Below are 16,914 nucleotides of genomic sequence, written 5' to 3'. Positions count from 1 at the left end.
TTCCGTCGCAGGTCTCTTGCCAACCATTCTATCAGAGGCTAATCTGCCATGCTGCACTCTGAACCTGGAAATCCACGATGAATACGCTGACTCTTATTTTTGTTATAGCCCTGGCCCTGTCCGTTGTCCTGCAGTTATGGCTGGGCCAGCGACAGGCGCGTTATGTCAGCCGCCATCGCGATAGTGTCCCCGAGGCATTTCAGGAGCATATCGCCCTGAGTGATCACCAGAAAGCCGCCGGCTACACCCTGGCCAAACTGCGTTTTGGCAAGACCGAGTTGTTAATTGGTACCGGCCTGCTGTTGATCTGGACCCTGGGTGGCGGACTGAACTGGCTGGATCAATTCTGGCGCGGGATGCAACTGTCACCGATTCTCACCGGCCTGGCCGTCATCTTCAGTTTCATGTTGATCAGCAGCCTGCTGGATATGCCCCTGAGCCTCTATCGGACTTTTCGACTGGAGGAACGCTTCGGCTTCAATCGTATGACCGGCAAACTGTTCGTTGCCGACTTTTTGAAAAATATGCTGCTGGCGGTGCTGATCGGCGGGCCGCTGCTGTCGCTCGTGTTATGGCTGATGCAGGACGCCTCCGCACTGTGGTGGCTGTACGTGTGGGCCATCTGGATGGGTTTCAGTCTGCTGATGATGTGGGCCTATCCCACCTTTATCGCGCCCCTGTTCAACAAGTTCTCGCCGCTGGACGATCAGGCCTTGCGTGAGCGCATTGAAAAGTTGCTGGCCCGTTGCGGCTTTCGCAGTAACGGCATTTTCGTCATGGACGGATCGCGCCGCTCCAGTCACGGCAACGCCTATTTCACCGGGCTGGGCGATAACAAACGCATCGTCTTCTTCGATACCCTGCTCAAATCCCTGACGCCGGATGAAGTGGAAGCGGTGCTGGCCCATGAGCTGGGCCATTTCCGTCGCCGCCATATCCCCAAGCGCATTGCCGTCATGGCCGTGCTCAGTTTCGCCGGACTGGCGCTGCTGGGCTGGTTGCTCGACTATGCGCCGTTTTATCATGGCCTGGGCGTCGAGGAGCCGTCGACCTATATCGCCCTGCTACTGTTCATGCTGGTGATGCCGGTCTTCACGGTCTATCTGCAACCGTTGATGGCGGCTTTCAGCCGCAAGCATGAGTTCGAAGCCGATGATTTCGCCGCCCGGCAAAGCGATGCAGGCACCCTGATACAGGCCCTGGTCAAGCTCTACCAGGAGAATGCCAGTACCCTGACGCCGGACCCGGTTTATTCGGCCTTTCATGATTCGCACCCGCCGGCCCCGGTGCGTATCGCGCATTTGTCGAGTAAAATGAGTTAAGTGTTTCCGTTACAGAATATAAGGTTTTAAGCCAATGCGTATACATCTCAGCTACAGTATCCTGCTGCTCTGTCTTTTCCTGACAGCCGGCCCCGTGCATGCCGGCGACCCCGAACATGGGCGGGAACTGCATCGGGAGAACTGCATCAAGTGTCACGCCTCGATGAAAAATGGTATCTATGGCAAAGACGGTACCGGCATCTATGTGCGGGAAAATCGCCGTATCCATTCCCTTGAGGCATTGTATAACCAGGTACGGCGTTGCAAGACCAGCCTGGGTGCCCCGTGGCCGGACAGCCAGATCGAGGACGTGGTAACCTATCTCAATCAGAACTTTTACAAGTTCGAGGAGTAAACCAATGGGACTCGCCGATAAAAGCTGTCAGTCACTGCCCAAAGGCAGCCCGGCACTCGAGGTCCAACAGGCCGATCAGTTACACAAGGAAGTTTCCGGGTGGGAACTCAACGAAGCCGACCAGAGCCTGGTGCGTGAATTCAAGTTCAAAAATTTTTACCAGACCATTGAGTTCGTCAATGCAGTCGCCTGGATTGCCAATCAACAGGATCATCACCCGGATATTGAAGCCGGTTACAATCGCTGCAAGATTACTTTCACCACCCACTCGGTGGGCGGCCTGTCGGAAAATGACTTTATCTGCGCCGCGCGGGTCGACGCCCTGTTTGACTGAGTACCAGACAACAAACCGGTAGCTGCATGAGCGTTGACACCTCCCTCGAAAGTCATTCATCACGCTCAACCGAAAAGCACAGGCAGCAAACCGGGCTGGTGATCGCCCATCACGGGGCGAGCCTGCTGGTGGAAACAGCGGATCAACAGCAACGTGAGTGCCATAGCCGCAAAAGCGCGGGTCCTCTGGTTACCGGCGATCAGGTCATCGTTGAAACCGGCGAGCGGGATAATGTCATTCTCCGGCGATTGCCGCGCCGCAGTGAACTGACTCGTCCCGACAGCCGCGGCAAATCCCGCATCATCGCGGCCAACATCGATCAGCTATTGATCGTCATAGCGCCCCGCCCTGCCTTCAAGGAGGCCCTGATCGATCGTTATCTGGTGGCCGCGGAATTAAGTAGCATCACACCCGTCATCGTTCTGAACAAGGTCGATTTGCTCAGCAAAGAAGATACGGTAGCCGTAACAAAACGGCTCGTCGTGTATGAACAGATCGGCTATCGGGTTGTGGAGGTCAGTGCCAAACAGACAAATGGCTTCGACGCATTGCATCAGGTGCTGAGCGGGCGCAACAATATCGTTGTCGGACAGTCCGGGGTGGGCAAATCCTCCCTGATCAACGCGCTGTTACCCGGCGTCGAGGCCCGGGTTGGCGATGTCTCCCTTGCCACCAACAAGGGAACCCACACGACGACCACCGCCCGGCTCTACCACCTGCCCGAACGGGACGGCAATATCATCGACTCACCGGGCATCCGTGAGTTCGGTCTGTGGCAGGTCGGCCCGGCCGATCTGGCAGCAGGCTTTTGTGAGTTTGACTCTTTTCAAACGCAGTGCAAATTCCGCGACTGCCTGCATCGCCAGGAACCCGGCTGCGCCGTACGCGCGGCAGTCGAAGCCGGTAAGATCCGTGCACAACGTTATGGCAGCTATCTGAACCTGCTCGAATCGCTGGAGCAAGACAAACATTAATTGTCATTTTTTGAATTTTCTGTAAATAACGCGGAGTTCGCAAAGGCGCTGAGGACGCAAAGAAAATAATTTATCAAATCAATCCGTTTATGCCCCGGAATAACCACTCAGAATACAACTGTTAAGAAACAAGCAGACAAGCATTTCCAGCGGGGCAAAGAAATCATAAGTTCAACACTTTACGTTCTTTGCGCCTCCGCGTCCTTTGCGTTTTTTCCAGTTAGTTTATGAGTGATGGATTATTCAGAAGCAGACTGTTCGGATTTGATTTCGAGGGTCTCCATTTTTCCCTCGCCTTCCATCAGGGCCTGCTCTGCTTCGCGGTTCAACACCACGATGCTGATGCGCCGGTTCACAGGGTTGTACGGGTTTTCCTTGTCGAACAGCACCGAATCGGCCAAACCGACCACCCGGCCAAGTTGCTCCGGTGGCATACCGCCGCTAACCAGTTCACGCCGCGCGGCATTGGCGCGATCCGCCGACAGTTCCCAGTTGGAATAGGGCTTGCGATAATCGTTGCCGTACTGGTCCTCATATTCGATATAGCCTTTGGGGAAAGGCGTGGCATCGGTATGGCCGGCAATACTCACCTTGTTCGGCACATTCGCGGCAATGACCCCGGAAATATTTTGCAGAATTTCACGGGTATAGGATTTAAGCTGATCGCCACCCAGATCGAACATGGGACGGTTCTTCTTGTCGACAATCTGCACCCGTAATCCTTCCGGTGTAATTTCCAGCAATAGCTGATCCTTGAAGTTCTTCAGCTGATCGCTGCTTTCGATAGCCGCCTTGAGTTTTTGTAATAACTGGTCGAGTTGTTTCTTGTCCTGCTGGCGTATCACTTCGCGGACACGTTCCTCGATGTTTTCTTGCTCGGTTTTCTCGACAGGATCGGTTTGCGGGGCATGTTGTTCGGACTTATATCCCTCGCCTTTGGGAATATCCTTGGTTCCCCCCAGCTTGATCATGCTGGTGCTGGCACCGCCCGGGCCCTGTATGGCCGACGGATTCTGGAACCAGTCCGAAATGCCCTCACGCAGCTCTTCGTCAGAAATACCCAGCAGCCATAGCAGCAGGAAAAACGCCATCATCGCGGTGACGAAGTCAGCATAGGCGACTTTCCAGGAGCCACCATGATGACCGCCGCCTTTTTTGACGACTTTTTTGATGACTATTGGCTGTTTTTTGTCCTCGGAGGCCACGCCCGTCACCCGTCAGCTTATTTTTTCTGGTTCTTGATGTGTTCCTCCAGTTCGAGGAACCCGGGACGGAGATTGGTGAACAGAACCTTTCGGCCAAATTCAACGGCGATCTGGGGGGTATAACCGTTCAGAGTTGCCATAATGCAGACTTTGGTGCATTCGAACAGCTTGCTATCCTCTTCTGCCTGTGCCGCCATGGCATTGGCCATTGGAGCAGCAAAGCCATAAGCCAGCAGAATCCCGAGGAAGGTTCCGACCAGCGCGGCGGCGATATGCGCCCCCAACACCTCGGGGGGTTCACTGATATAACCCATGGTGATTACCACACCCATGACCGCCGCGACGATACCAAAACCCGGCAGACCATCGGCCATTGTTTGTAGTGCATGACTCGGCTGCTCGTTTTCATGATGGTGAGTCTCCAGCTCCAGATCCATGAGCTGTTCGAGCTCGAAGGCGTTCATATTTCCACCAACCATCAACCGCAAATAATCGGAAATGAATGCAATCAGGTGATGATTGCCCATCAGCTTGGGGTAGGCCGTGAAAATCTCGCTCTGTTCGGGCTCATCAATGTCGCTTTCCAGTGCCATCAGCCCTTCCTTGCGCGCCTTGGCAAACAGGTTATACATCAATGACAACAAATCCAGATAGGTCTGTTTGTTATATTTACTGCCCTTTAACAGGGCCGGGAGGCCCTTGAAAACACCCTTGATGGTTGTTGGCGGGTTGGCAATCACAAATGCACCGAATGCACCGCCTCCGATGATCACCAGCTCGGCAGGCTGATAAAGAGCCAGCAAATTCCCATGCGCCATCAAATAACCGCCAAATACGGCACCAATGACGATCAATAGACCAATAATTAACTTCATAGCCTCGAGCGGTTCCTGTTTATTCTGCAGATTCGCGTCAACCTGACGGCATACCATTCTCTTATCGTCTGAATGACCGGTAAACTTTAAAGGTTTCCGGCCGGTAATGTCATCGGACTTTCGTCTATGGTCAATCTTTCACCACTCTAAAGCCGGCGGTCAGGATACCGATATAGAAAGCCTAACAAGGTCATCCCTGGCCCCAATGGAGATCAGGGTATTTCATGAGCAACCGGCGCCTCAACGACTGGATCGAGCGGTTCGGCAACGACCCGATTCCGGCCATTGGTCGTGCGATCAAGGAGTTACGCAGCGTCACCAGTGATGAACGCCGCTCCGTGCATGAGATTGTCGAAGTGGTGGAACGGGATCCCGGTTTGTCGGTCTTTGTTCTGCGTCTGGCCAACAGCAAAAAGCGCAGCAGCCTCTCCAGTGAGGTAACCTCGGTCCAGCAGGCGCTGATGTTGCTGGGGACCGGGCAGCTGCAAAAAATCCCGGCACAACTGACCGATCTGGAAAAAAGTCTGCCCGATGCCGCCCGTCTGCGCCTGCTCAAAACCTTCTCCCGCACTTATCATGCTGCCTATCAGTCCCTGGCCTGGGCCCGTGAGCGACGGGACATGAACCCGGATGAAGTCTTCGCCGCCACCCAGCTGCATTTTCTCGGCGAAATGGCCCTCGCCATCCATGCCCCCGATCTGCTCGATCAGATCGACCGGATGTGCATCGAACAGCATTTGCCCTCCGAAGAGGCCCAGTACGTTCTGCTCGGATTCACCCTTGAAGAGCTGACCCTGAAACTGGCGGAGCAATGGCATCTGCCGGAATTGCTCAAAGAATCCCTGCAAGCCGAAAATGCCCGTTTTCCGCGTGCTTACGGCATCATGCTGGCCGTGCAACTCGGCCGCCATGCCGCGATTAACTGGTACAGCGAAAAAACCCGGGATATTGAAGACAGGGTAGCCGAATGGCTGGATCAGCCGCCTGATCAGGTCATTGCCCGAATCCATCAACTGGCCGCCCGTATTGCCAATACCTCGTACACCCTGTACCAGGTATCGCCCGCGGCTACGTGGCTACCGCTGATTGTGCAGCCACAACCTGAGACCCGGGCCGACTCCCCGAAGCAGGCCAACGCGCCAGAAGCGACCGCGGATATCTGCCTCATGCCGCAACTGCCGGTGGTACGCGAGCTGCTGCAACAACTGACCGACACGCAAATACTCGATAAACGTCCCCAGGAAGTTATACAAACCGTCATCGAGTCCCTGCATCACGGTCTGGGTCTGAATCGCGTGGTCTTTGCCCGCCTGGAACCGGAAAAGCGAAAACTGGTTGGCGAGAAAGTGATTGGCAGTAACAACGATCCAATTTTCAGCCGGTTTGAGATCGATCTGAACGGCAAGCATCTGTTCAGTCGGCTCATGGAAAAAACCCAGGCCATTATGATCAACGATCAGAATCGCCAACAGTACTGGTCACTGGTTCCCGCGGATCTTCAGAAAAAAATCAGGGTCAACTCGTTTATCGCCATGTCTCTTTTTGTTAATGACCAACCGTTAGGCCTGATCTACGCGGATCGCCACAGCAACAACTGCCAGCTCGACGACAATACCTACCGCCATTTCAAAACTGTCTGCAAGCAACTTGGTCAGGTTATTGAAAAAATCCGAGCCAACAGCCCGCAGAAAAAGCATTAACCGACCGAGGGATCAAACGCGATGGCGTTCCATGAACGCCCGGGACAGGGTGCTGCTGTTCAGGTATTCCAGTTCACCGCCCATCGGAACGCCCTGGGCAATGCGCGAGACATTGATGCCTTCACGCCGGGCAGCCATCTCGGCAATGTAATGGGCGGTCGCTTCGCCTTCGACCGTGGCATTGGTCGCCAGAATCACTTCGGTGACTTCACCACTGTCAAGGCGTTCGCCCAGTTTATCCAGCCCGATATCCAGCGGTCCGATCCCGTCCAGGGGCGACAAATGGCCCATCAGCACAAAGAACAGGCCCTTGTATTCGGTGGCCTGCATGATCGCCTGCACATCGGCCGGCGTTTCGACGATGCATAACAGACTGCGATCCCGGTTGTCACTGGCGCACAGCTGACAGACCGGCGACTCGCTCAGATTACGGCACTGCTCGCAGTGGCCCACCTTCTCGATGGCCTCCTGCAGTGTTTGCGCCAGATGGCGTCCGCCCTCGCGATCCCGATCCAGCAGATAAAACGCCATGCGCTGGGCAGACTTCGGCCCCACGCCGGGCAAACAGCGCAGCGCCTCAACCAACTGGTTAATCAGGGGACTGTAGGACATGACAACGTATCCTGAACTGTTCTCGCAGAGCCGCCGCGCACGCAAAGAAACAGGAGAAATCATAAATATCGCAAGCCCTGGTGAGCATGTCACTCTGACAATGCCGTATCACGCCCAAACCCGATCCTTGTTTTCTTTGCACCCGAACAACGGGCATAAACGCCTCTGCAACTTTGCGAGAACGTGATGTAATAATTTTAAAATGGAAGTTTGAAACCTTCAGGCAGGTTCATGCCGGCGGTCATGCCGGAGAATTTTTCTTCCACGGTTTTTTCCACCTGGCGCACGGCGTCGTTGATGGCCGCGGCGACCAGGTCTTCGAGCATTTCTTTGTCGTCGCCCACCAGGCTGTCGTCGATCTCGACGCGTTTAACATCATGCTTGCAGGTCATGGTGACCTTGACCAGACCGCCGCCGGACTGGCCGGTGACTTCCAGTTTGGCCATCTCTTCCTGGGCTTTTTGCATGTCGGCCTGCATCTGCTGGGCCTGCTTCATCAGATTGCCTAATCCGCCTTTCATATTTTTCACCTCGATGCATTACTATCGGTTTAGTCGATCGGTTCCACACTCCCGGTATTGATCCGGGCGTCAAACGTTTCCATCAGATTTTTTACATTGGCGTCGTTTTCAATTGCCGCCACTGCGGCAGTTTGTCGCTCGTCCCGCTCCCGGGCTTCACGACGCGCCGGGGTTTCGCCTTCCACCTGGCCCACCTCGATACTCAGCTTGATCGGTTGGCCGAAATACTCGCTCAATTGCTGTTGCAGATTGGCCTGGCGATCTTTGGTATACAGCGGGGCGCCGGTCTGATCCAGGGCCAGCTTGAGGCTGTTGCCCTCCCGGGCCAGTAAAACGGAATGGGCCGCCAGCTGTTTGACCGCGCCACCGAGCGACAAACTGCCCACAATCGTCGACCACTCCTGTTCGGCCGGCGACGCCGTAACCGGCGTGGCCGCTGCCGTTGCTTTATCCGTCGGTGCCGGTTTCGCGGGTGGCGGACGCGGCACGTCCGCCTGCGGCTTTTTTACCGCGACAGGGCCTCCACTGTCGCCCGCCGCCACGGGCCGAAACGCCAGCATGCGCAGCAACGCCATTTCCAGACCACTGCGCGGGTCCGGCGCCAGCGGCAGATCACGCCGGCCATTCAGCGCGATCTGATAATAGAGCTGCACATCCTCGGGGCTCAGTTTTTGCGCCAGCGCCTGCAGAGCGGCCTGATCGCCCATGCCCTCATGGTACGCCTCGGGAACCTGCTGCAACAGCGCCAGCGAATGCAACAGGCTGATTAACTCCGCCAGCACCTCACTGTAATCCGGAATGATATCGATGGCCTGCTGGACGATCGCCAGCACCTGCTGACCCTCGCCGTCGGCCAGGGCATCGAGCAGGGCGAGCACCGGTTGCTGATCCAGCTTGCCGAGCATGGCGCGCACCTCCGCCTCGCGCACCGCCCCGCCGCCGTAGGCGATGGCCTGATCCAGCAGACTCAGCGCATCACGCATGCTGCCATCGGCGGAACGGGCCAGCTGCTGCAGGGCCGGCGTTTCGCATTCAATACCCTCCTGCTGCAGGACATTTTCCAGATGCTGAACGATCAACTCCGCCGGCAGGCGGCGCAGGTTGAACTGCAGACAGCGGGACAAAATGGTCACCGGCAGTTTTTGCGGATCGGTGGTGGCGAGCAGGAATTTGACGTGCGGCGGCGGCTCTTCCAGGGTCTTGAGCAGGGCATTGAAACTGTGCCCGGAGAGCATGTGTACCTCGTCGATCAGGTACACCTTGTAACGCCCGCGAGTGGGTGCGTACTGGACATTATCGAGCAGATCGCGGGTGTCCTCGACCTTGGTGCGCGAGGCGGCATCCACCTCGATCAGATCCACAAACCGGTTTTCATCGATCTCGGTACAGGTACTGCAGACGCCGCAGGGCTGGGAACTGACGCCCTGCTCGCAATTGAGCGACTTGGCGAAAATCCGCGCAATGGTGGTCTTGCCCACCCCGCGCGTGCCGGTGAACAAAAAGGCATGATGCACGCGGTCGTTATCCAGCGCATTGATCAGCGCCCGCGAGACATGCTCCTGCCCCACCAGCGTCTCAAACGTACGCGGCCGCCATTTACGTGCCAATACCTGGTAGCTCATGATATTCCGGAATTCGCCTGAAGCTTCACAAGAAGGGTCATTCTACCTGTCCCGGACGGGCGGTGCATCAATCTGAACAAAGGGCCGAGGTACGAGGGACGAGTAACGAGGAAAACCGCAAGGCCACTGGCCGGTAGGGGCGCCTTCGGCGCGATACCCCTTTGCGCACTGGCAAGCCCGGTCGCGGCGCAGCCGCTCCTACAATCCGTGGAGTGGGCTTTTGATCTTCCTCGTCACTCGTCCCTCGTACCTCGTCCCTGGAATTGGGTGACAGCTCGTACCAGCCACACCCCGGCGCCCGAGTCCACCGCTACGGCTGCTCCCTTCCGGGCCTGACCGGGTTCACGGTTTATCGTCGCGAGGGGACCGGCACAAGCTGCCATTGAACTGGCAGGGTGCCGAAAAACAAAAAGGGCCGCGGGCCCCTAGGTTTTCACAACATCCGAATCGCGATGGTAGCACATCAGTCCCGGGACTTGTGCATCAGAATCACCCGCTCACCCGCCTGTTCGACCGTGAACCCCAGTCTCTGCCCGAGCCAGTCGAAAGTCGCCGGACGATAAAAACTGACATGAGTCGGGTCGCCCTTGTAGCCCCAGCTGCGAAAAGCCTGTGGATCGGGATCCGAGACCAGCCAGGTCATGATCCCGAGCCAGCCGCCCGGACGCACCAGGTCTGCCAGTTGGGGCCAGGCCGTGGCCGGATCGTTGAAATGCTCCACCACCTCGGTGCAGGTGACAAAATCGTACTGACGATCCAGCAGCACCGTATTCGGCGCATAGAGGGGATCGTAGTCATGCATCACCATCCCCGCCTCGCGCAGCATGCCGCTCAGGGTCGGCCCCGGACCACAACCGTAATCCAGCCCTTGCATGCCGGGACTCAACCGTTCCAGCAACGGGTCGGCCAGTTGCGCCAGAAACCTCCGATAGCGGGGATCGCCCGGATCGTTGTCATGTTGATCATAAACCGCCTTTTCTTCGTCACGATCCAGATGCGCGGCGGGATCGGCGCTGATCAGTTCACAGTGGGGACAGCGGAAAAACCGCCGGCGCCGATCCGCGCAAAACGGCTCGGCCGGATGACCGCATAACGGGCAGGCCAGGGAATCGGATGGATTGGTAGCAGGTGTTTTCACAGGCGCGGAGTATAGCATCGACCGCCGACGGTTCTGCTAGACTGCGCGCTATGCCAACACGCCTTCTGCCCCGCGACTATCTGGCCTTTTTATGGGAGCACCGGCGCCTGCTCGCCTTCGGCCTGCTGACCGCCATGCTCTCCGGTTTCGGCCAGACCTTTTATATCGGCCTGTTCAATCCCCAGCTGCGCGCCGATTTCGATCTGGGCCATGCTGAACTTGGCCTGGTCTACGGCGGCGCCACCCTGGCCAGCGCCTCACTGCTGACCTGGCTGGGCAAGCTCTATGATCGCGCGGACCAGAGGCTGTTTTTAAGCGGCGCGGCGCTGCTGCTGATTCTCGGCGGCCTGTTGCTGGGAACCAGCGGCGGCGTGCTCGCGCTGCTGGCAGCGCTGTTTTTACTGCGCCTGGGCGGCCAGGGGCTGATGACCCACATTGCCCTGACCACCATGGCCCAGCGTTTTCACGGCGGACGCGGCAAGGCGGTCTCCATCGCCGCCATGGGCCTGCCGCTGGCCGAGGCCGTGTTCCCCGCCACCGCCGTGGCGGCGCTGGCCTGGCTGGGCTGGCGCGATCTCTGGCTGCTGGGCAGCGGTGTGGTGCTGCTGTTTCTGCTGCTGCTGTTGTGGCTGCTGCAGGGTGCCCACGGCGGTACCCTCGCCGACACCTCGACAGGTCGCCAGGTTGCCCGGGACTGGACCCGTCGCGAGGTGGTGCGCGACTGGCGTTTCGCCCTGCTGATGCCCGCCGCCGTGGCGGCACCGTTTACGGTCACCATCGCCTTTTTTCACCAGATCCCGCTGGCCGAGGCCAAGGGCTGGAGTACCGAACTGGTCGCCTCGGGACTGGCACTGTTCGCGGTGGGCCACGTCAGCGGGCTGCTCGGTGCCGGGCCGCTGGTGGATCGGCTCACCGCCACCCGCCTGTTCGTCCCCTCGCTGCTGCCGTTGATCGGATCGATGGCCGTGCTGGCCCTGTTCGACAGCACCTGGGCGGCACTGCTGTGGCCCGCCCTGCTCGGCCTGGGCCTGGGGCTCAACGCCACAGCACTGACCCCGTTACTGGCCGAACGCTATGGCCTGGCCCACCTGGGTGCCATCCGCGCCCTGCTGCAGGCGTTGATGATCCTCGCCACCGCCATCGGCCCGCCGCTGCTCGGCGTCCTGCTGGATCGGGGCCTGGGCACCGAAATGCTCGCCGCCGGGATCGGCGGTGCTATCCTTGTGGCCGCCGTGCTGGCCGCCGTGGCGTTGCGCGGCCAGATTAAATCCTGAACACGCGACAACCACAAATTACGGGGTATTGAACAGGATCGTGTTTTCAACACACTCGACCAATAGGCAACATCTTCTACCTGATCATTTTTTTCACGTTTTCGTCTCAACATCGAAAATATGCTGAAAGCCGCGACAATTGCCCGCTTACCACTGCTGAATCCCTGTACAGCAGTGCATGGGCACCGATCGGGGTCAGAATAACATGCTCCACCATGTCCATCGCCCTCCATGCAAATCGATCCTGTTTCGCACACTACTTGTTGCTTCTAGCTGTTGCTATCACTGCCGGAATCGCCTTACCTCAACCAGGAAAAAAGAACTGGCGCGGACGGGAGTGTAACCGCGCCAGAAATGACGGGGGAGTACGAAGAACTTCACCCGGTAACAATCACCATTGATACGAGACCTGCATCATCATCGCCTGATAACCCATATCGACCTCCGCGTTCATCACATCGGGGCCGATATTGTGCGGCATGGCGCCGGTCTGGGTATTGTCGAGACCGAACTCCAGCGCGGCATTGAACTCCAGGTTTTTCAGACCGTGATAACCCATTCCCAGGGTGACATGGTCTTCGACGATGGCGTTCATGACAGGCAGGATGCCGGCATCAGAAATCGGGTTACTGCCGTGGGTATAACCAAACCGCGCATCCCAGGATCCGGTGAGCGGGTATTCAATACCCAGCCGATAGGCGGTCTGGTCTTCCCAGCCGGTACGCATCTGCATGGCCATGGGACCCATGCTGACCGGAATGCTGTCCAGATATTCACTCCAGTTGGTACGTTGCACCTCGAATGTCAGCAGGGGCATCCCTGCCTCTCTACCGTCCCAGAACGCGCCCGCCTTCAGCGAAGAGGGCCAGCCGATATTCACTGTCACCGGCATGCGGGAGATCGAGTTGTTGGCAAGATTAACCAGGGTGGCATCGCCAGAGAGGCCCAGGTCGGCCTTGGAGGTGTAGGCCGCACCCACCCCCCATTGGCCCGCATCATAATGAACGCCAAGCTTGAGGCGGTAGTTGATGTCATTGCCACTCATATCAGCTGCCTGCAACACATCCGGAAAACCGTTGGCGTTGGTATCCATGAAAAACGGCATTTTCATTCGCATCATGCCATAGCCGATCTGTGCCGAGGCGCCCAGGGAAAGACGATCATCCACCTGGTAGGCGATACTGGGTGTCATCACCATATAACCGAAGTTGGTGTAGTACTCGGCGGGACAGGCCGTGCCGCAGCCGAGCGCGCCGCCCTCCAGGAAACTGCTGTTGACGTCGAGTATCCCGTAGTTTGTCCCCGTCCCTCCTTCATTGAACAGACCAATACCCAGGGTAACCCGCTCATTCAGACGCCTGGCAAAACCAGCTGACATCAGCATATAGATCGTATCTTCGCCGTCAGAATCGTTAACCCCATTGCGAAACCCGAAATCCGGAATCATCATCCCGGCATTGAGATCCAGCCGACCGTTTTGTACTCGCGCCAGAGCCGCCGGGTTGGTGTTCATCACAGAGGTATCCTCGCCGACGGCAATACTGGTGCCGCCCATACCGATACTGCGTGCACTGAACCCCACGTTCTCCATGCCAATATTGGCCTGGGCCGATGCGCCCATAAGACTGGCAACACCGAATACCGTTATCCCCATCCACCGAAATGTCAGACTGTTCATGGTATTCTCCTGATTATCGTAATTAATGGATTGAACACTGCCGGTGCGTCATACCGGCATCGATACGTTGACATTCACACATCGAATGTTTTTTAAATTTCCATTATCAAATCCTTTTTCACTCTTCATCCTTGTCCTTGCCTTGTTGCCCGTCCTCGGGTAATAACCTTGCACGGCGCTGTTTCATGAAGCGGATCAACAATGGCACCGCGATACAGCACACAAGCAAACCACCTCCGATAATCCAGCCCATGGCTATTCATCCCCTGTCATCGTTGCATTAACACCCTCCGCGGACGGCTTCTCAGGTGAACCGGATGCCAGTTCAAGTGTCTCGGCGAGCTGCTTGAGCTCATCGGCGTCAGACACCGTCCAGGCACCGGTACCCGGTTTGGACGGAACAGGTGGCATATTTTCGAGACTGCCGTCATGGTTACCGGCATCCGCCATCACCACTGCCCCGTCCTTCGGCGGCACTTCGACGGCAAGGTCGTGAAGCAGATACTTCCATTTATCCGTGCCCCAGTATTTTTCGCCTTTGATAGGCTCCATGAAGTACCAGTGACGCAAGTAAATGAGTTTGGCCTCGATATTGGCAGGCCCGGAGGCAGGCGCACGAAAACGATAGTGCGTGGTATCGGATTCCTTGTAGCCGATGCGTGTATCGTAGTAGACACGCTCGGCCGCGAATCCGCCCACGGGCCAAACATGCATCGCGCCGACGCTCGGCAGCACCGTCGCCATGGCAATCAGAACCAGTCCGACGAGCATGCGTGAACGCCGCTCACCAAAGTTAAGGTTCATCCAGACGGGACCATCGCTCGTACGCTCCTGCTTGCCGCGCGTATCGATCCCCGCCAGCCGATACGGAATACAATTGCCCATCACGGCGGTAAACAGAGGAATCAGTCCCAGCGCACCCCAGGCTGTTTGCGGTCCCCAGAACAGCAATGACAGCAGGGCAAGCCCGATCAGCGCCCGCAGTATCCGGTCCGGAGTGCCCACATTAGGGGCAAACAGGCCCTTGATCCCCGCTCCCCGGGTATCCAGATTACCCGCCAGGCGATAGGTCGGACACCAGCCAATCACCCCGCTTACAAGCGGAATCAGGCCAACCCAACCCCAGGGTGAGTCGATCATCATCAGGATCACGATGCCCACCACAATCCGCAGGAAGCGATCCAGCGCTCCGACATTGGGCGGGAAGAAACCGCCCTGCTCGCGGGTATCGATCTGCCCGATAAGGTGGTAGGTCGGACACCAACCGAGCAAACCGCTTACAAGCGGAATCAACCCGACCAGGTTCCAGGGGGCTGGCACAAAGATCAGGACGAGCGCTCCCACCAGCATACGCGCCAGCCGGTCGATCGTGCCGACGTTGACGCTGAAGAAACCCGGTTTCTGACTGGCGGAATCGTCTTTGTTCCCGTCACTGAACATGGCACGCAATGGCGACCAGCCGATCACGCCAATCAGCAGTGGTATCAGGCCGATCCACAAATAGCTGAACATCCAGCCCATCGGAAAAAACCCGGGCGTCACCCAGGAACCGTTATAAACCTTGCCAACCTGGCCAACATAGGGCATCTCGGGGAATGACTCACCGTGATACATTTCCCACCATTTGAAGAAACCGTATTTGCGGTAACCACCACCGACGTCGATAATGCGGTTGGCATGTGCGGCATCATTGGGATCGGCCCTTGCCGGATCCAGCGGCTCCAGTTTCTCGCCATTGGCATCCGTCGCCTCGATAAGCAACAACATCTGCCGGAAAGGGGGGCCACCCGGCATCTTGTGCGCGGCGCCAACGTTCGCGACTTCGGCTGCAACTGCGATTTCACCGTCGTCATTGCGTTGCGCACGAATCTTGAGATTGGAAGCACGACGCGGCATCTCCCCATCGAAATAACTGCCACGCCAGTGATGTCCGGCCAGCGTGTTGGGGTCGCGTTCCACACCGATCGTAGCGGCCTTGTTCGCGCTCCAGGCACCTTGACCGCCGGTATACATATGGCAGGACTGGCACTGCTTGTCCGTCTTGCCGGCATCGAAGTTGGTTTTCCAGCGCGGATACTCATCCAGCGTCATCAGGCTCGGCACCCCAACGCCTTCCAGGTCATCGGCACGTTCCATATGACACATGGCGCAGAATTCGGACTTCTCGAAAATCGGACTGTAGGCTGTCTTGTGGGCCGGACTGACCGCATCCTTATAAGGGCCAAACTTGACATCGCCGCGGCGGATAATCTCCATGCGGTCGATCTTGACGGTTTCGAGCTTGCCAAACTGATCCTCGTGTATTCGTACGTCCTGAACCGAATGACAGACCTCGCAACTGATGCCTTCGCGGCCCTGCCCGATAGTCAGTTCCTCGAGCTTGTCGAAACGGTAGACCTGGAGTTGGCCATCGATAAAGACTTCGCCGGTCCCCGGATGGAGTTTGCGATGCGGCTCGGTTACCCCCTCCTTCCAGGTGGCGCCGCGGGCGTGGCAATTGACGCAAGTGCCGACATAATGATCCATGTCCATGGCGTGCATGCCCTGGGAAATGCCCAGCATGGGGGCAAAATATTTCCAGCCAAAACCCAGCCCGTCGAATTTACCGTCCTCATCCACCCCCAGGTAGAACTGCTGTTTTTGCGGCAATTTCTCGTCGACGGCCCGCCCCATGGTGGTATTTTGATATTGCTGGTAAATATCCGTGTGACAGGCGCCGCAAGACTGGTTGGATTGATATTGATAGGTGTGATCGTCAGGCGGCAGGACTTCCAGAGACAATGTGACCTCATCACCCCGGGACGCCATTACGGAGGCGATGCTGTATCCCTCATCCCAGGCTGTGATATGCCGGGTGGAAAGATCCGCATCGGCGGTATCGAGCTGAAAATGACCTTCAGCATCACTGCGGGCGCTGGTGATCCGTGCCCTGTACCTTTACCACCGCACCGGCAACCGGCTTTCCGGTTGCCGCGTCAGTCACCTGACCGGTAACCATTGCCTCGGCAATGCCGGCAAACAGCACCGACATCGATAATAGCGTCAACCCGCTGATAGCGGTGCGGACAAAACCAGACCTGATCATGCATCCCCCTGGAACTTTGTGTAACAGACCACACATGGCCGTATTGGCCACGACCTATTCTGCGGGGATGGTAATAGGGCGCTGCACCACGCGATATGCTGACGCGCAGCAAAGAGAAAGTTTATTTATTGATTGTATTCAGATAGTTACAGAAGATACACGGAATAAATATGATTGACGTCATATTGCCTGGTATCACATTTGCCGGGGGCCCCGGGA

At 57.3% G+C, this 16,914-nt stretch carries 16 protein-coding genes and 1 other RNA gene; 6 read left to right on the top strand and 11 right to left on the bottom strand.

What is annotated here, in order from left to right; genetic code table 11:
* The first annotated feature begins 77 nt into the window (after positions 1–77).
* From U5K34_RS09290 to rsgA, 4 genes are read left to right on the top strand one after another with little or no spacing between them, the layout of a single operon-like run.
* Complete coding sequence (locus U5K34_RS09290; RefSeq protein ID WP_322568115.1) at positions 78–1,322, top strand: M48 family metallopeptidase; 1,245 nt, start codon at positions 78–80, stop codon at positions 1,320–1,322.
* A gap of 34 nt (positions 1,323–1,356) precedes the next feature.
* Entirely contained in the window at positions 1,357–1,677 is a 321-nt protein-coding gene (locus tag U5K34_RS09285) for a hypothetical protein (protein WP_322568114.1), read from the top strand.
* A 4-nt stretch (positions 1,678–1,681) separates the two neighbouring features.
* On the top strand, positions 1,682–2,011 hold the full coding sequence (locus U5K34_RS09280) for a 4a-hydroxytetrahydrobiopterin dehydratase (RefSeq protein ID WP_322568113.1): 330 nt from the start codon (positions 1,682–1,684) through the stop codon (positions 2,009–2,011).
* A gap of 26 nt (positions 2,012–2,037) precedes the next feature.
* Positions 2,038–2,985: a small ribosomal subunit biogenesis GTPase RsgA gene (gene rsgA, locus U5K34_RS09275; protein ID WP_322568112.1), complete on the top strand. Its 948-nt coding sequence runs from the start codon at positions 2,038–2,040 to the stop codon at positions 2,983–2,985.
* Between the two features lie 239 nt (positions 2,986–3,224).
* Here rsgA and motB read toward each other — a convergent pair whose 3' ends face one another.
* Together motB and motA are read right to left on the bottom strand one after the other, a co-directional pair.
* Positions 3,225–4,190: a flagellar motor protein MotB gene (gene motB / locus U5K34_RS09270; protein WP_322568111.1), complete on the bottom strand. Its 966-nt coding sequence runs from the start codon at positions 4,188–4,190 to the stop codon at positions 3,225–3,227.
* Between the two features lie 17 nt (positions 4,191–4,207).
* Positions 4,208–5,065 carry a flagellar motor stator protein MotA gene (gene motA / locus U5K34_RS09265; RefSeq protein WP_322568110.1) on the bottom strand — a complete coding sequence of 286 codons (858 nt, stop codon included), beginning with the start codon at positions 5,063–5,065 and terminating at the stop codon, positions 4,208–4,210.
* A gap of 224 nt (positions 5,066–5,289) precedes the next feature.
* Here motA and U5K34_RS09260 point away from each other — a divergent pair, with 224 nt between their 5' ends.
* Positions 5,290–6,765 (top strand): HDOD domain-containing protein, encoded by a 1,476-nt coding sequence (locus U5K34_RS09260; RefSeq protein ID WP_322568109.1) that lies wholly within the window; start codon positions 5,290–5,292, stop codon positions 6,763–6,765.
* Positions 6,766–6,777: 12 nt separating this feature from the next.
* On the opposite strand, the gene recR is transcribed toward U5K34_RS09260, so the two are convergent.
* The 5 genes from recR to U5K34_RS09235 form a co-directional block, all read right to left on the bottom strand.
* Positions 6,778–7,377, bottom strand: a complete 600-nt coding sequence (gene recR, locus U5K34_RS09255) for a recombination mediator RecR (protein WP_322568108.1) — start codon at positions 7,375–7,377, stop codon at positions 6,778–6,780.
* Between the two features lie 197 nt (positions 7,378–7,574).
* The gene (locus U5K34_RS09250; protein WP_322568107.1) at positions 7,575–7,898 is read right to left on the bottom strand and encodes a YbaB/EbfC family nucleoid-associated protein; all 324 of its coding nucleotides are present in this window, start codon (positions 7,896–7,898) and stop codon (positions 7,575–7,577) included.
* A gap of 29 nt (positions 7,899–7,927) precedes the next feature.
* Positions 7,928–9,520: a DNA polymerase III subunit gamma/tau gene (gene dnaX, locus U5K34_RS09245; RefSeq protein ID WP_322568106.1), complete on the bottom strand. Its 1,593-nt coding sequence runs from the start codon at positions 9,518–9,520 to the stop codon at positions 7,928–7,930.
* Positions 9,521–9,795: 275 nt separating this feature from the next.
* An RNA gene (gene ffs / locus U5K34_RS09240) (signal recognition particle sRNA small type) lies at positions 9,796–9,892 on the bottom strand.
* Positions 9,893–9,983: 91 nt separating this feature from the next.
* Entirely contained in the window at positions 9,984–10,658 is a 675-nt protein-coding gene (locus U5K34_RS09235; protein WP_322568105.1) for a class I SAM-dependent methyltransferase, read from the bottom strand.
* Between the two features lie 50 nt (positions 10,659–10,708).
* Between U5K34_RS09235 and U5K34_RS09230 the strand changes: the two genes are divergently transcribed.
* A complete protein-coding gene (locus tag U5K34_RS09230) occupies positions 10,709–11,932 on the top strand; it encodes an MFS transporter (protein WP_322568104.1) in 1,224 nt (407 codons plus the stop codon).
* Between the two features lie 391 nt (positions 11,933–12,323).
* Here the strand turns inward: U5K34_RS09230 and U5K34_RS09225 are convergent, their stop codons facing one another.
* The 4 genes from U5K34_RS09225 to U5K34_RS09210 form a co-directional block, all read right to left on the bottom strand.
* Positions 12,324–13,610, bottom strand: coding sequence for an OmpP1/FadL family transporter (locus tag U5K34_RS09225; protein WP_322568103.1), 1,287 nt, complete (start codon positions 13,608–13,610; stop codon positions 12,324–12,326).
* A gap of 118 nt (positions 13,611–13,728) precedes the next feature.
* Positions 13,729–13,863 carry a hypothetical protein gene (locus tag U5K34_RS09220; RefSeq protein WP_322568102.1) on the bottom strand — a complete coding sequence of 45 codons (135 nt, stop codon included), beginning with the start codon at positions 13,861–13,863 and terminating at the stop codon, positions 13,729–13,731.
* A gap of 2 nt (positions 13,864–13,865) precedes the next feature.
* On the bottom strand, positions 13,866–16,418 hold the full coding sequence (locus U5K34_RS09215; RefSeq protein WP_322568101.1) for a DUF2892 domain-containing protein: 2,553 nt from the start codon (positions 16,416–16,418) through the stop codon (positions 13,866–13,868).
* Positions 16,419–16,512: 94 nt separating this feature from the next.
* Entirely contained in the window at positions 16,513–16,695 is a 183-nt protein-coding gene (locus tag U5K34_RS09210) for a hypothetical protein (RefSeq protein WP_322568100.1), read from the bottom strand.
* Positions 16,696–16,914: the final 219 nt, after the last annotated feature.

The organism is Thiohalophilus sp. (assembly GCF_034521165.1).
Lineage (GTDB): Bacteria > Pseudomonadota > Gammaproteobacteria > UBA6429 > Thiohalophilaceae > Thiohalophilus.
The sequence above is the reverse complement of the archived record's forward strand: the minus strand, read 5'-3'. Positions and strand labels throughout refer to the sequence as shown.